This window comes from Streptomyces sp. NPDC048637 (assembly GCF_040650675.1).
Classification (GTDB): Bacteria; Actinomycetota; Actinomycetes; order Streptomycetales; family Streptomycetaceae; genus Streptomyces.
Genome location: NZ_JBEZHQ010000075.1, coordinates 1 through 13,773, shown reverse-complemented (window position 1 = coordinate 13,773; position 13,773 = coordinate 1). Strand labels below are relative to the sequence as shown.

Annotated in this window: 14 protein-coding genes and 1 pseudogene; 9 read left to right on the top strand and 6 right to left on the bottom strand. The window is 73.6% G+C overall.

The annotated features are described in order from the left end of the window. Positions 1 to 95 precede the first annotated feature (95 nt). Positions 96 to 398, bottom strand: a complete 303-nt coding sequence (locus tag AB0C46_RS40295) for an SHOCT domain-containing protein (protein WP_362834105.1) — start codon at positions 396 to 398, stop codon at positions 96 to 98. A gap of 236 nt (positions 399 to 634) precedes the next feature. Here AB0C46_RS40295 and AB0C46_RS40290 point away from each other — a divergent pair, with 236 nt between their 5' ends. The 4 genes from AB0C46_RS40290 to AB0C46_RS40275 are packed head-to-tail and all read left to right on the top strand — an operon-like array spanning position 635 to position 3,250. Continuing rightward, positions 635 to 1,225 carry a TetR/AcrR family transcriptional regulator gene (locus tag AB0C46_RS40290; RefSeq protein ID WP_362834104.1) on the top strand — a complete coding sequence of 197 codons (591 nt, stop codon included), beginning with the start codon at positions 635 to 637 and terminating at the stop codon, positions 1,223 to 1,225. 32 nt (positions 1,226 to 1,257) lie between these two features. Continuing rightward, the gene (locus tag AB0C46_RS40285) at positions 1,258 to 1,656 is read left to right on the top strand and encodes a cupin domain-containing protein (protein ID WP_362834103.1); all 399 of its coding nucleotides are present in this window, start codon (positions 1,258 to 1,260) and stop codon (positions 1,654 to 1,656) included. A gap of 53 nt (positions 1,657 to 1,709) precedes the next feature. Further along, positions 1,710 to 2,294, top strand: a complete 585-nt coding sequence (locus AB0C46_RS40280; RefSeq protein ID WP_362834102.1) for a DUF4865 family protein — start codon at positions 1,710 to 1,712, stop codon at positions 2,292 to 2,294. Then, positions 2,288 to 3,250, top strand: a complete 963-nt coding sequence (locus tag AB0C46_RS40275) for a phosphotriesterase (protein ID WP_362834101.1) — start codon at positions 2,288 to 2,290, stop codon at positions 3,248 to 3,250. The genes AB0C46_RS40280 and AB0C46_RS40275 overlap by 7 nt, the downstream gene beginning before the upstream one ends. Before the next feature lie 41 nt (positions 3,251 to 3,291). On the opposite strand, the gene AB0C46_RS40270 is transcribed toward AB0C46_RS40275, so the two are convergent. Then, positions 3,292 to 3,675, bottom strand: coding sequence for a PPOX class F420-dependent oxidoreductase (locus AB0C46_RS40270; RefSeq protein WP_362834100.1), 384 nt, complete (start codon positions 3,673 to 3,675; stop codon positions 3,292 to 3,294). Between the two features lie 58 nt (positions 3,676 to 3,733). On the opposite strand from AB0C46_RS40270, the gene AB0C46_RS40265 reads away from it, so the two are divergent. Together AB0C46_RS40265 and AB0C46_RS40260 are read left to right on the top strand one after the other, a co-directional pair. Beyond that, positions 3,734 to 4,402 (top strand): HAD-IA family hydrolase, encoded by a 669-nt coding sequence (locus tag AB0C46_RS40265; RefSeq protein ID WP_362834099.1) that lies wholly within the window; start codon positions 3,734 to 3,736, stop codon positions 4,400 to 4,402. Between the two features lie 68 nt (positions 4,403 to 4,470). Next, positions 4,471 to 4,629, top strand: a pseudogene (locus AB0C46_RS40260) (IS5/IS1182 family transposase); the annotation flags it as partial. 174 nt (positions 4,630 to 4,803) lie between these two features. On the opposite strand, the gene AB0C46_RS40255 reads toward AB0C46_RS40260, so the two are convergent. Then, positions 4,804 to 6,024 carry an ROK family protein gene (locus tag AB0C46_RS40255; protein ID WP_362834098.1) on the bottom strand — a complete coding sequence of 407 codons (1,221 nt, stop codon included), beginning with the start codon at positions 6,022 to 6,024 and terminating at the stop codon, positions 4,804 to 4,806. A 17-nt stretch (positions 6,025 to 6,041) separates the two neighbouring features. Between AB0C46_RS40255 and AB0C46_RS40250 the strand changes: the two genes are divergently transcribed. Then, positions 6,042 to 7,271: an MFS transporter gene (locus tag AB0C46_RS40250; RefSeq protein WP_362834097.1), complete on the top strand. Its 1,230-nt coding sequence runs from the start codon at positions 6,042 to 6,044 to the stop codon at positions 7,269 to 7,271. A 108-nt stretch (positions 7,272 to 7,379) separates the two neighbouring features. Further along, the gene (locus AB0C46_RS40245) at positions 7,380 to 8,141 is read left to right on the top strand and encodes a maleylpyruvate isomerase family mycothiol-dependent enzyme (protein WP_362834096.1); all 762 of its coding nucleotides are present in this window, start codon (positions 7,380 to 7,382) and stop codon (positions 8,139 to 8,141) included. Positions 8,142 to 8,291: 150 nt separating this feature from the next. Here AB0C46_RS40245 and AB0C46_RS40240 read toward each other — a convergent pair whose 3' ends face one another. From AB0C46_RS40240 to AB0C46_RS40230, 3 genes are all read right to left on the bottom strand, one after another. Further along, positions 8,292 to 8,957, bottom strand: a complete 666-nt coding sequence (locus AB0C46_RS40240) for a response regulator transcription factor (protein WP_362834095.1) — start codon at positions 8,955 to 8,957, stop codon at positions 8,292 to 8,294. Then, positions 8,954 to 10,246, bottom strand: coding sequence for a sensor histidine kinase (locus tag AB0C46_RS40235; RefSeq protein WP_362834094.1), 1,293 nt, complete (start codon positions 10,244 to 10,246; stop codon positions 8,954 to 8,956). The genes AB0C46_RS40240 and AB0C46_RS40235 overlap by 4 nt, the downstream gene beginning before the upstream one ends. A 178-nt stretch (positions 10,247 to 10,424) precedes the next feature. Then, positions 10,425 to 11,648 carry a geranylgeranyl reductase family protein gene (locus AB0C46_RS40230; protein ID WP_362834093.1) on the bottom strand — a complete coding sequence of 408 codons (1,224 nt, stop codon included), beginning with the start codon at positions 11,646 to 11,648 and terminating at the stop codon, positions 10,425 to 10,427. A gap of 159 nt (positions 11,649 to 11,807) precedes the next feature. On the opposite strand from AB0C46_RS40230, the gene AB0C46_RS40225 reads away from it, so the two are divergent. Next, positions 11,808 to 13,160, top strand: a complete 1,353-nt coding sequence (locus AB0C46_RS40225) for a dipeptidase (protein ID WP_362834092.1) — start codon at positions 11,808 to 11,810, stop codon at positions 13,158 to 13,160. Positions 13,161 to 13,773: the final 613 nt, after the last annotated feature.

The following is a 13,773-nucleotide window of genomic DNA, read 5'->3' as shown; positions in this document are numbered from 1 at the left end:
CATACGGCCTCTGGCTCTCCGGGAGGGGACAACGCGGTGAGCACCGTCAAGGCGCCATGAGGCAGGAGGCAGGCGGCGGTCCGGGCCGGCGGCGGTCACGCCGCGCCCCCCTTGGGGCCTGCGGCGAAGTGTTCCTCCAGGACGGAGAGCCGGCGCCAGTACTCCTCCTCGTCGATCTCGCCCGCGGCGAAGCGCCGGCCGAGCACGGCGAGAGGCGCGGGCGTGTCGGCACGGGCGGGGTACTGCGGGCCGCGGAACTGCCGGCCGGGCCCGCCGTGTCGCCATACGGTGCGGCGCAGCAGTGTCACCACGCCGAAGACGACCAGCGCCCAGAAGGCGGGGACGAACAGGATCCAGGGGCCGGGGCCGCCGGACCAGGGGTCGGCGAGCTCGAACATCACCATCAACTCCTCGGTGGGCAGATACCTCCCGGGGCCTTCCGGTCCCGGCGGACCGGGAACTTCCGGTCTTCTTCGAGACTCGCCTTTCGGAGTCCGCCGGTCGTCGTACGGCCAGCGGCTCTGCCGGTACCGCGGCGGAAGTACGCGGGGCGGGCCCGGCTGCTCCGACGGTTCGAACGCGGACACCCCGTCCACCCTTGATCTCTGTAACTACTAGTATGTACAGTGCGTTCATGAGCACTCAGGAGCAGCCCGGCACCCAGGAACGGCTCATCCGGAGCACCCAGGAACTGCTGTGGGAGCGGGGGTACGTCGGCACCAGCCCCAAGGCGATCCTGGAGCGCGCGGACGTCGGCCAGGGCAGCATGTACCACCACTTCGCGGGCAAGCCGGATCTCGCCCTGGCGGCGATCCGGCGCACCGCGGAGGACCTGCAGCGGGCCGCCGAGGAGTGCCTGGGCGCCCCCGGTACGGCGTACGACCGCATCGCCGCCTATCTGCTGCGCGAACGCCAGGTACTGCGCGGCTGCCCGATCGGCCGGATGACCCAGGACCGCGATGTGGTGCAGAGCACCGAGCTGCGCCGCCCGCTGGACGAGATGTTCGACTGGCTGCGGGAGCGGATCACCGAGGTCCTCACCGAGGGACAGCGGCGTGGCGAGCTCGCCGCCGCGCTGGATCCGGCGGCGACGGCCGCGACCGTGGCGGCCGTCGTCCAGGGCGGCTATGTGCTGGCCCGCGCCGCCGATGACGCCGCGCCGTTCGACGCGGCCGTCCAGGGTGTGCTGGCCCTGCTCGCCGCACAGGTCACCACCGCCGGCTGAACGCCCCACCCACCACCAGGAGTTCCCGCCCCATGGAGATCACCCGACAGCGCCCTGCCAGCAGGCCGGGCCCCGCCGCGCACTTCACCGGCAGTGTCTGGCTGGACGAGATCGCGGCCCCGCCCGCGCCGTCCCGGCTCCGGATGTTCAGCGTCCACTTCGCCCCCGGAGCCCACACCGCCTGGCACACCCACCCGCACGGCCAGGTCCTCCACATCACCGAGGGCGCCGGGCTGGTGCAGCGCGCGGGCGGCCCCGTCGAGCCGGTGCGTGCCGGTGACACCGTCTGGATCGCACCGGGCGAACGGCACTGGCACGGCGCGGCACCGGACACTTTCATGACCCACCTGGCGACGGTCGAGGCCGCCGACGACGGCACCACGGCGGAGTGGGCCGAGCTGGTCGGCACCCAGGAGTACCCGGGCGGGTGACCACCCGCCGCAGAGCCACCGCCCCTCCCCCTCGCCCCCGTACGGAGCCCGCCATGCACGCCATGCAGTACGCCCTCACCCTGCCCGCCGACTACGACATGCGGATCATCCGGCACCGCGTGGCGTCCAAGGGCCATCTCCTGGACGACTTCCCCGGGCTCGGCCTGAAGGCGTACGGCATCCGCGAGCGCGGGGTCGACGGTGCGCCGGTCAACCAGTACGCGCCGTTCTACCTCTGGGCCGACCCCGAGGCCATGAACCGCTTCCTCCTCGGCGACGGGTTCCGCGGTGTGGTCCGTGACTTCGGGCGGCCGGCCGTCCAACACTGGCAGGGGCTGTTCCACCAGCCGGGCCCCGCCTCCGGTGCCGCGCCCCGCGCCTTCACCCGCCGGACCGAAACGCTCGCCGAGCGCGCCGACGCCGCCACCGTCGTCGCGGACGCGGTGGCCGGACACGAGGAACTGGCCGCCACCGACGGTGTGCACACCACGGCGCTGGCCCTCGACCCACGGCACTGGGAACTGGTCCACTTCACCCTCTGGGCGGACGCCGCCCCGCAGGCCGCGGGCGACCGCTACCAGGTGCTGCACCTGTCCGCGCCGGGCACCGACCGGCTGGGCGCGGGGCGGCAGTGGTGAGCCCGGCACCCGGGGACGCGTCCCCCGCTCCCGCCGTCCGTACGGTGCTCGGCGATATCGCCCCCGCCGACCTCGGCGTCTGCGACGCACACGACCATCTCTTCCTGCGCAGCCCCCGACTCCCGGGGCAGGAACTGGACGACGCCGAGGCGGCGGCCGCCGAGCTGAGGGCTTTTCGCGCGGCCGGCGGCGCGGCGGTGATCCAGTGGACGCCGTACGGTATGGGCCGCCGCGCCGCCGAACTGCCGCGGCTGGCAAGGGAGTCGGGAGTGCGGATCGTCGCCGCCACCGGGCTGCACCAGGCGGCGCACTACTCCCCTGAGCTGCTGGCGCGGGTCCGCGCGGATCTGGCCGGACGGTTCGTCGCCGAGCTGACCGAAGGGATCGGCGGCACCGGCCCCCGGGCCGGAATGATCAAGGTCGCCGGTGGCTTCCACGGGCTGGACCGGCACGCCCGTCACACCATGGCGGCCGCCGCCGAGGCCCAGCGGGCGACCGGCGCCGTCATCGGCGTCCACCTGGAGCTGGGCACCGGGGCACTGGACGTACTCGACCTGCTCTGCGGGTCCTTGGCGGTCCCGCCGGACCGGGTGATCCTCGGCCATCTCAACCGCTCACCGGACCTCGTCGTGCACCGGACGGCCGCCGGGGCCGGGGCATTCCTGGCGTTCGACGGCCCCTCGCAGGCCCACCATGCGACCGACTGGCGGCTGCCCGAGGCGCTGGCCACGCTCGCCGACGCGGGCTTCGGTGACCGGATCCTGCTGGGCGGCGACACCACCACGGCCGGCGCCAGATCGGTCAACGGCGGCCCCGGCATGCCCCATCTGCTGCGCCGCCACCGGGAGCGGCTGGAACTCGCCCTGGGGGCGGACCTGGTGACACAGTTCCTGACGGCCAACCCGGCGCGCGCCTTCGCCGCCGACTGGGCGCGGGCGCCCCAAGAAAGCCGGTGAACGACGGGCCGGGTGTGCTGCCCCGGCGGCACAGCCGGCCCCTACAGGGTGACCGAGATCCCCACGTGCGGCCGTTTACCGCCGCGCACCAGCGCGCCGACGCCGTCCATCAGCCGGAACCGCAGCCCGTATTTGCGCGCCATCGCCTTGCGCACCCGGCCGAGGGCAGAGGCGCCCTCCAGGAGCCGGCCGGTGCCCTCGACGGTCTGCGCGCCCTCGGCGATCCGGCCGCGGACATCGCACGGGGTGACGGTCACCCGCGTGTCCTTGCGCAGCCGCTTCACCTTCCAGCTGTCGTCCCGCGTCCACACCAGGAGCTCCGCCCCTTCGGCCACCGCCCATACGGGGGTGGCCACCGGGGTCCCGTTCCCGCGGTAGGTGACCAGGCTGACGTACGGGCTGCGCGCGACCGCTTCGGGAATCATGGGCGCAGCCTAAGGGCTGTCCCGTCATCGTCTCGTAGGTGCCTGGCATGATCGACGTGTGACCAGTGAATCTGCACAGTCAGGCCGCTCGGGGTACGTGCTGTTCGATGTCGACGGCACATTGATGGACCCGGTGAGCAACCAGCGCCAGGTGTGGCGAGCGTGGGCGAAGCGATACGGGCTGGATGCCGACGAGGTGTACCAAGTGGCCCTGCGGACGCGGCCGATGGAGACGTTCGCTGCGGTCTCGGGGAACCTCGATCCGCATGAGTGCCTGGCCGCGCTGCACGAGCTGGAGGACGAGGATGTGCGGTCCGGCGTCTATGCGGCCTTCGACGGCGCGTCAGAGCTGCTGCGCAGTCTGCCGACGGAGTCCTGGGCGCTGGTGACCTCGAACTACGAGCACCGGGTGCGCGGCCGTTTCCTGAGGACGGGCCTGCCGGTGCCGGGCGTGATCGTGGACGCGGCCACTGTTGAGGAGGGCAAGCCCTCTCCCGTTCCGTATCTGCGGGCCGCTGCACGGCTGGGTGCCGAGCCGGAAGACTGCCTGGTCATTGAGGACGCACCGTCCGGAGTGCAGTCCGGACTGCGGGCCGGTATGACGGTGTGGGGCGTGAACGCCGCGGTCGCGGTGGAGGGTGTACACCGCCACTTCGACAGCCTGCGTGAGGCGGTCCCGCACATCCTCGCCTTCGTGTCCGGACCGCACGGGTATGCCACGGCCTGAGCCCGTCCGCCGGCATCGGCATCGGGCATCGGGCATCGGGCATCGGGCATCACTGGGATGATCTTCGGGTGGCTGGTGTGATCACGGCGTCCGAGCCGTCCTGGATAGCCCCGTTCGCCGGGCTGAGCCCGCGCTGAGCCGACAAACTCATCACCGCGCTACGGCGTGAAGGCGCGGACGAGATGCGGCGGGGACGACCCTGGGGTCTGCCGCTGGACCGCCGGTCCGCATGCCGTCCAACTCGTCCCCGACCGCGGCGTCGGCGGGCCGGCGGACCGATGGGGATGCGAGGTCCGCTGGTGGCGTGGAGAGCGGATCACCAAGATCACCTCACCCGTGACCAGCAGTTACGGGACAGCCTTAGGCGTGTCCGCAGCGTCGGCGGGTGGCTCCCCCGCCCGTTACCGGTCGAGGACGACCAGCGGATCGTCCAGGACCGGCTGCCAGGCCAGTTCGGCCGCGCCGACCAGGCTGTTGTGGTCGAGGCTGCAGGGCAGGATCGGCACCCCGCCGCCGCGGGCCCACAGGCTGCGGTCGGCGACCACGGCGCGCAGCCGTTCCGGGTCGGCCTCCAGCAGGGCGCGGTGCAGGCCGCCGAGGACGATGCGGTCGGGGTTGAGGATGTTGACGAGTCCGGCGATGCCGAGTCCGAGGCGGTCGATGAGGAGATCGGCCGCGGCACGGACGCCCGGATCGGCGTACTCGACCCGCAGCAGATCGGCGGCCTGCTGGAGCAGGGAGACCTCGGGGCCCGGTTCGCGGCCCGCCGCGCCGAGGAAGGCGAGCGGGTCCGCCTCGACGTCCAGGCAGCCGCGGCTGCCGCAGTGGCACGGTGCCCCCTCGGGGTTGACCGTCAGATGGCCGACCTCCAGCGCCAGGCCCGAACTGCCGCTGTGCAGACGGCCGTCGAGTACCAGCGCCCCGCCGACACCCCGGTGACCGGAGGCCACACAGAGCAGGTCGCGGGCGCCCCGGCCGGCCCCGTGCCGGTGTTCGGCGAGCGCCATGAGGTTGACGTCGTTGCCGGTGAAGCCGATCTGCTCGGTGACTCCCGGGATGCCGGCCTCGGCGAGCGAGCGCAGGAAAAGGGCGCGTACGGGCGCGCCCGAAGGCCAGGCGAGGTGCATCGGCTTGAGGGCCTCGCCGTCCGGTTCGGCGACCGCGGAGGGCACCGCGAGGCCGGCGCCGAGGCAGCGCCGTCCGGTCTCGCGCAGCAGCTCCGAGCCGGCCGCGACGACCTCGGCCAGCACATGCGCCGGGTCGGCGGGGATGGTGCCGCAGCCGGTCGAGGTCGCCACGATGCGGCCCCCGAGGCCGACCAGCGCGACCCGGAACCCGTCCGCGTGGATCTGTGCGGCGAGCACGACCGGTCCGCGCTCGGCGACGAACAGCCGGTGGGAGGGGCGCCCCTGGGAGCCGGCCGAGGCGGTCGGCCGGGAGTCGACGGTGATCAGTCCGAGCGCTTCGAGCTCGGCGGCCACCGCTCCCGCGGTCGCGCGGGTCACGCCGAGTTCGGAGGTCAGGACGGCGCGGGTGGGCGCGCGGCCGGTGTGTACGAGCTCCAGTGCGGGTCCGAGGGCGCCGCGGCCCCGCTCCAGCCTGGTTGTCCGAGTCTGGGTCACACCCCTATTCTGACTTTGTGCCGACGCTAAACAAAATGCGGAGGGCCCTTACGGGGGACCGGAGCGCCGTCCCCGCCGATCCGCGCCTGACCCGCTCCCGTATCGCGCTCACCGCATTCTTCGCCATGGACGGCTTCCTCTTCGCCGGATGGGTCGTCCGGATCCCCGCGATCAAGGCGCAGACCGGCGCCGGAGCGGGCGCCCTCGGGCTCGCCCTGCTCGGCGTGTCGGCCGGTGCGGTCGCCTTCATGATGATCGCCGGACGGCTGTGCCGGCGGTTCGGCAGCCCCGCCGTGACGGCCGCCTCCGCCGCCGCCCTCTCCCTGAGCATCGCGCTGCCGCCCCTCACCCACTCCGCGACCGCGCTGGGACTGGTCCTGCTGGTCTTCGGCGCCGCGTACGGCTCGCTCAATGTCGCGATGAACAGCGCCGCGGTCGCCCTCATCAGCGCCCTGCGGCGCCCCGTGATGCCGGGCTTCCACGCCGCCTTCAGCCTGGGCGGCATGCTCGGCGCGGGCCTCGGCGGACTGCTCGCGGGCGGCCTGTCCGCCCCCGTCCATCTGCTGTTGCTCGCCGCGATCGGCCTGCTGGTGACGGTGGTTGCGGGGCGCACCCTGTGCGGACACCCGGCGCCGGAGGCTCCCGAACGGCTGCCCGCGCCGGAGGGAAGCCGTCCGGGGAGCGACCGTGCGGGCCGGGCACGCCGTCTGGTGCTCGTTTTCGGGCTGATCGCCCTGTGCACGGCGTACGGCGAGGGGGCGATGGCCGACTGGGGCGCGCTGCACCTCTCCCAGGACCTGGGCGCCGGGCCCGGCACGGCCGCCGCCGGATATGCGGTGTTCGCGCTGGCGATGACCGTGGGGCGGCTGTCCGGGACGGCGGTCGTGCAGCGCTTCGGAGCGGCCCGGGCACTGGTCGCGGGCGGGACGACGGCGACCGCGGGCATGCTGCTCGGCGCGCTCGCCCCCACGCCCTGGGCGGCCTGTGCCGGCTTCGCCGTCGCGGGCCTGGGGCTCGCCAATATCTTCCCCGTCGCCCTCGCCCGGGCCGGCGAGGCGGGCGGCCCGGACGGGGTCGCCGTGGCCTCCACGGTCGGCTACGGCGGCATGCTGCTCGGCCCGCCCGCCATCGGCTTCCTCGCCGAGGCGGTCGGTCTGCCCGCCGCGCTGACCACGGTCGCCCTGCTCGCCGCGCTCGCGGCGGGTATCGCCCACGCCACCCGCGGGGCACACACCGGGCGAATGTGACGCACCGGGGCGACCTCGAACGCCGTCCCCCGGCCCGCCTCCCGCTGCGCCGTCAGCGTCCGGACCCGCGCGGGTTCGCTGTCAGTGCCTGCTGGCAGACTCGTGGGTATGGAGATCACTGAGTTCGTCGAAACGCTGCGACTGGACGGCGGCCTGCTCGCCGATGCCGCGCAGGAGGCGGGGCCGGATGCCCGGATTCCGGCCTGTCCCGACTGGCAGATGCGGGATCTGGTCACCCATGTCGGACGGGTGCACCGCTGGGCGACGGAGTTCGTGACACAGGGCGTGCAGCAGCCCAGCCGTCCCCCCGAGGCCCCGGATCTGGCCGACGACGAACTCGTGCCCTGGTTGCGCGAGGGCCACCACCACCTCGTCCTGGCGCTGCACTCCGCGCCGCAGGACCTCTCCGCCTGGACGTTCCTGCCCGCCCCGTCCCCCTTGGCGTTCTGGGCCCGCCGGCAGGCGCACGAGACCTCGGTGCACCGCGCGGACGCCCAGCAGGCGATCGGCGCCTCCCTCACCCCCCTCCCGTCCGCCTTCGCCGCCGACGGCATCGATGAACTCCTGACGGGTTTCCACGCCCGCGACCGCAGCCGGGTCCGTACGGACACGCCCCGTACGCTGCGGCTGCGGGCCGTGAACTCCCCCGGCGCCGACTGGACCGTGCACCTCTCCGACGCCCCGCCGCAGACCGTGCGCACCACCCAGGACGCCGACGCTCCGGACGCCGGAAAGCCGGCCGACTGCACGATCGAGGGCCCGGCCGAGGAGCTGTATCTCGCGCTGTGGAACCGCCTGCCGTGGGACGCAATGACCGTCACCGGCGATGCGTCGCTGCCGCAGCTGTGGCAGGAGCGGGCCGGCATCTGAGCTCGGGCGTGCGCCGCGGTTCGGTGGGCGGCCGCGGACCGGGCGTGCGCCGCGGCCGCCCACCGAACCGCCCCTGCGGCCTGCGCTCTCCGGACCGCCGCCGGGCCACACTCCCGGCCCACCCTCCCGGCACCTCGTCCTCGTCCGGATTCACCCCAGCCAGCCGGGCCGCACCAGCCCCGACTCGTAGGCCAGCACGACCAGTTGGGCGCGGTCGCGGGCACCCAGTTTGACCATCGTGCGGCTGACGTGCGTCTTGGCGGTGAGCGGGCTGACGACCAGTCGGCGGGCGATCTCCTCGTTGGACAGGCCGATGCCGACCAGCGCCATCACCTCACGTTCCCGCTCGGTCAGTGCGGACAGCGCATCGGCCGCGGCCGGCTCCTTGGAGCGGGCCGCGAACTCGGCGATGAGACGGCGGGTCACCCCCGGCGAGAGCAGGGCGTCACCGGCGACGACCGCCCGCACGGCCCGTAGCAGCTCCTCCGGTTCGGTGTCCTTGACCAGAAAGCCGGAGGCTCCGGAGCGGATCGCCTCGAAGACGTACTCGTCCAGCTCGAAGGTGGTCAGCATGACGACCTTCACCTCCGGCAGCCGCGGGTCCTCGGTGATCCGGCGGGTGGCGACCAGACCGTCCACCACCGGCATCCGGATGTCCATCAGGACGATGTCCGGGCGGTGGACGCGGACCGCGGCCAGCGCCTGCTCCCCGTCCGCGGCCTCGGCGACCACCTCGATATCGGGCTGGGCGTCCAGCAGCACCTTGAAACCGGCCCGCACCAGCAGCTGATCGTCGGCGAGCAGTACCCGGATCACGACTCCTCCTCGGTGGCGGTGGGGCTCACCGTATCCGCACCCGGGTCCCGGTCCGGTGTCCCCGTCCCGGCCAGCGGGATGCGGGCCAGGACCCGGAAGCCGCCGTCCGGGCGCGGCCCCGCCTCGACAGTGCCACCCAGCGCGGCGGCCCGCTCCCGCATCCCGATGAGCCCGTTGCCACCGCCCGATTCGCCCGTGCCGGCGGTCGCCGGGCCGTCGTCGTCGACCCGGATCTCCAGCCCGCCGGGGGTGTGGCGGAGCAGCACCCGGGCGGTACGTGAGCCGGAGTGGCGGACGATGTTGGTGAGCGCCTCCTGGACGAGGCGGAAGGCGGCGAGGTCGGTGCCGGGCGGCAGTGTGGCCGCGGCGCCCTCGGTCGTCACGTCCACGGCGAGCCCGGCGCTCCTGGCCTGCTCGGTGAGTTCGGGCAGCCGGTCCAGTCCGGGGGCCGGGGAGCGCGGGGCGTCGCCCGGGGTGCGCAGGGTGCCGAGGACCTGACGGACCTCGCCGAGCGCTTCCTTGCTCGCCTCCTTGATGGTGGTCAGCGCGGTCCGCGCCTGCTCCGGGTCGCTGTCGAGCAGCGCCAGTCCCACGCCCGCCTGGACGTTGATGACGGAGATGCTGTGGGCCAGGACGTCGTGCAGCTCGCGGGCGATCCGCAGCCGCTCCTCGTCCGCCCTGCGGCGCTCCGCGGCGGCCCGCTCGGCCTGTGCCTTCGCCAGCTGCTCCCGGCGCACCCGTACCAGCTCGGAGAGGGCCACGACGGCCACCACCCAGGCGGTGACGAGCAGTTCCTGCCCCCAGGGAGCGGGCCCGTCGTGCGGGGGCGGCAGCCAACGGTAGAGCCAGTGGGCGAGCAGGACATGGGACACCCACACCCCGCCCAGCGCCCACCAGGCGACCTTGCGGTGCCCCGCGACGACCGCCGCGAACGCGCCGAGGGCGAGGGTGAGGAAGACCGGTCCGTACGGATAGCCGGCCGCGAGGTAGGCGGCACCGGCGGTGGCGGTGCCGACGGCGGCGGTGCGCGGGAAGCGGTGCCGGAAGAGCAGCAGGGCCCCGCCGAGGACCAGCAGCGCGCGGCCTAGGGAGTCCAGCGGGACGCGGCCCGGCTGGTCGTGGCCGGCGAAGCCGGAGCCGACCGTCACCACGAGCGTCACAACAAGGGTCGACAGCCAGGGCAGCCGGGTGCCGGACCGGCCGCGCGGTTCCCCGGGCGGGGCCGCCAGCCACCGCTCCCACGCCGGGCCGACGCCGCGCCGCGCCCACGGCGGCCGTGCATTCTCCATGCCGCCACGCTAGACCGCGGCGGGGCCCGGCGGCGTCAGCCCGGTGCGGTGATCAGACGTACTCCTCCGGGAGTACGGCGCACCTCACGTCCCACGGAGCGCCCGGGCCGGCGTCCGGCCCCGGCCGGCACACCCGCCCGCACGACCCGCCGGGGCCCGGCGGCTCTTCCACCCCGCCTCAGCCGCGGTCCATCGCCTCCAGCGCCCGTCGCGCCATCGAGTGCGTGCGCACGATCTCGGCCAGCGTCGTCGTCCCACGGGTGATCTTCGCAAAGGCCTGCCAGGCCGGGCGGAAGCCGGTGACCGCGGCATGCATCAGACCGGGACGGCGCGAGAAGACCTTGAGCATCTGGCGGCCCACGCCCATCTCCACACCGAGGCCCGCCTTGATGGCGAAGGCGTAATTCAGGGCCTGGCGACGGGCGTCCACCGCGTCATGCGCCTCGGAGACCCGCACCGCCCACTCCCCCGCGAGCCGCCCGGACCGCAGCGCGAAGGAGATGCCCTCCCGCGTCCACGGCTCCAGCAGCCCCGCCGCGTCACCGCACACCAGCACCCGGCCGCGGGACAGCGGGGAGTCATCGGCGCGGCAGCGCGTGAGATGCCCGGACGAGATGCTCGGCTCGAAGCCGGCGAGGCCCAGCCGCCCGATGAAGTCCTCCAGATAGCGCTTGGTCGCCGCGCCCTCGCCGCGCGCGGAGATGACCCCGACGGTGAGGGTGTCGCCCTTGGGGAAGACCCAGCCGTAGCTGCCGGGGATCGGCCCCCAGTCGATCAGCACCCGGCCCGCCCAGTCCTCGGCTACCGGCGCCGGCACCGGGATCTCCGCCTCCAGGCCCAGATCGACCTGGTCGAGCTTGACCCCGACATGGGCCCCTATACGGCCCGCGCTGCCGTCCGCGCCGATCACGGCACGAGTCAGCACCACCTCGCCGTCGCCGAGCACCACCGCGGCGGTCCGCCGGTCCGGCACCTCGGCGCCGTGCTGCTCCACCCGGGAGACCGTGACGCCCGTACGGACCGTCGCGCCCGCGTCCTTGGCGGACTCGACCAGCCGGGCGTCGAACTCGGGGCGGTTGATCAGCCCGAACAGCATGTTCTTGGAGCGGCGGGTGCGGGTCAGCCGCCCGTTCAGCGAGAACGTCACCGCATGCACCCGGTCGCGCAGCGGCAGATCGAAGCCCGGCGGGAGGGAGTCCCGGGAGGGTCCGATGATGCCGCCGCCGCACGTCTTGTAGCGCGGGAGTTCCGCCTTCTCCAGGAGCAGCACCCGGCGTCCCGTACAGGCCGCGGCATGCGCGGCCGAGGCGCCCGCCGGCCCCGCGCCCACCACCACGACGTCCCACACCTGCTGGTTGTCCTCCGCTGCCCGCTCGCTGCTCACCTGTGCTTCTGCTCCCATTCGATGCCTGGCTGCGTGTACCGCCCGCATCCTACGGGCCGCTGTTCTTCAAGGGGCCTGTGGGAAGATCGGGGGCACTGATGCCCGTACGTCCGGCCCGTCCGGCTCACGAGGCCGGACGGCCCGTACGCACAACGTCGCGCCCACAAGGAGCGTTCCATGTCTGACAGCCCGCTCGCACGTACCGTCGCCGCACTGCAGCCCCGTGCCAGGACCGAGCTGGCCGAGCTGGTGGCCTTCAAGTCGGTCGCGGATCCGGCGCAGTTCCCCAAGAGCGAGTGCGAGGCGGCCGCCCACTGGATCGTCGGCGCGCTGCGGGCGGACGGCTTCCAGGACGTGGCACTGCTGGACACCCCGGACGGCACCCAGTCCGTGTACGGCTTCCTCCCCGGCCCCGCCGGCGCCCCGACGGTCCTGCTCTACGCCCACTACGACGTACAACCGCCGCTGGACGAGGCCGCCTGGGTCTCCCCTCCCTTCGAGCTGACCGAGCGAGACGGCCGCTGGTACGGCCGCGGTGCCGCGGACTGCAAGGGCGGTCTGATCATGCATCTGACGGCGCTGCGCGCGCTCAAGGAGCACGGCGGCATCCCGGTCAACGTCAAGGTGATCGTGGAGGGTTCGGAGGAGCAGGGCACCGGCGGTCTGGAGCGGTACGCCGAGGCGCACCCGGAGCTGCTGGCCGCCGACGCCATCGTCATCGGTGACACCGGCAACTTCCGGGTCGGGCTGCCGACGGTCACCGCGACGCTGCGCGGGATGACGCTGGTCCGCGTCCAGGTCGACACCCTGGAGGGCAATCTGCACTCCGGCCAGTTCGGCGGCGCGGCCCCCGACGCGCTGGCGGCGCTGATCCGGATCCTGGACTCGCTGCGTGCCGAGGACGGCTCGACGACGGTGAACGGGCTGACTGCGGACGCCACTTGGGAGGGCCTGCAGTACCCGGAGGAGGACTTCCGCAAGGACGCCAAGGTCCTCGACGGGGTCGGTCTGCTCGGCAACGGCTCGGTCGCGGACCGGGTCTGGGCCCGCCCGGCCGTCACGGTGCTCGGCATCGACTGCCCGCCGGTGGTCGGCGCCACCCCGTCCGTACAGGCGGGCGCACGCGCACTGGTGAGCCTGCGGGTGCCGCCGGGCACCGACGCGGCCGAGGCGACCAAGCTGCTGACGGCACATCTGGAGAGCGCCGCCCCCTGGGGCGCGCGGGTCGCCGTCGAACAGGTCGGGCAGGGCCAGGCGTTCCGCGCGGACACCACCAGCCCCGCGTACGCCTCGATGGCGGCAGCGCTGCGGGAGGCCTACGACGGCGAGGAGATGCAGACCTCCGGCATGGGCGGCTCGATCCCGCTGTGCAACACGCTGGCCGCGCTCTACCCCGACGCGGAAATCCTCCTCATCGGCCTCAGCGAGCCGGAGGCCCAGATCCACGCGGTCAACGAGAGCGTGTCGCCCCAGGAACTGGAACGACTGTCGCTGGCAGAGGCCATTTTCCTGCGGAGCTATGCGGGTTAGTTCCCCACGTTTTTGGCTTTCCCGCCGTGGTTGTTGCTCACCGTTTCGCCTGGCGGCGGGCCGGTCCGCTGCGCTTTGCCTCGGCCCCACGTTTTCGGCTGTCCCCACGTATGGGACCTCGCCGTTGCGCCTGGCGGCGGGCCGGGTCCGCTGCGCGGGGCTGTGGGTGCGGTGACGGGCCTCCGGGGCCTGGTGTGTGGACTGCTTCGCTTTACGTCCGGACACCCCCACCCGCTCCGACCCGTCCCCTCCCGTTGGGGGGTGGGGGAAAGGCTGGTGGGGGTGGTCGTCGGTGGTCGGGTGCGCCTCGTCCATCACACATAACCGGCCAAGAGGGGTCTGGTCCGGTGCGCCTTGTCGATCACAGAGAAACGGCCACGAGGGGGCCGGTGCCTCGTGGATCACACAGAAGCGGGCCAGGTGTGGTCCGGTGCGTCTCGTGGATCGCGCAGAAACGGGCTTGGATGGGTGGCCCGCCCCCACCCACGTTCACTTATTCCTCCCACGGGAGGGGACGGGCCGGAGGGGCCTGGTGTGTGGACGTAAAGCGAAGCAGTCCACACACCAGGCCCCGGAGGCCCGTCACCGCACCCACAGCCCCGCGCAGCGGACC

What these genes read in the sequence shown, in the direction of transcription:
- AB0C46_RS40235 (WP_362834094.1), bottom strand. Translation starts at nt 10,246, where the DNA reads ATGGAGAATGCACGGCCGCCGTGGGCGCGGCGCGGCGTCGGCCCGGCG.
- AB0C46_RS40270 (WP_362834100.1), bottom strand. Translation starts at nt 3,675, where the DNA reads ATGATTCCCGAAGCGGTCGCGCGCAGCCCGTACGTCAGCCTGGTCACC.
- AB0C46_RS40225 (WP_362834092.1), top strand. Translation starts at nt 11,808, where the DNA reads ATGTCTGACAGCCCGCTCGCACGTACCGTCGCCGCACTGCAGCCCCGT.
- AB0C46_RS40280 (WP_362834102.1), top strand. Translation starts at nt 1,710, where the DNA reads ATGCACGCCATGCAGTACGCCCTCACCCTGCCCGCCGACTACGACATG.
- AB0C46_RS40285 (WP_362834103.1), top strand. Translation starts at nt 1,258, where the DNA reads ATGGAGATCACCCGACAGCGCCCTGCCAGCAGGCCGGGCCCCGCCGCG.
- AB0C46_RS40290 (WP_362834104.1), top strand. Translation starts at nt 635, where the DNA reads ATGAGCACTCAGGAGCAGCCCGGCACCCAGGAACGGCTCATCCGGAGC.
- AB0C46_RS40295 (WP_362834105.1), bottom strand. Translation starts at nt 398, where the DNA reads ATGTTCGAGCTCGCCGACCCCTGGTCCGGCGGCCCCGGCCCCTGGATC.
- AB0C46_RS40230 (WP_362834093.1), bottom strand. Translation starts at nt 11,648, where the DNA reads ATGGGAGCAGAAGCACAGGTGAGCAGCGAGCGGGCAGCGGAGGACAAC.
- AB0C46_RS40245 (WP_362834096.1), top strand. Translation starts at nt 7,380, where the DNA reads ATGGAGATCACTGAGTTCGTCGAAACGCTGCGACTGGACGGCGGCCTG.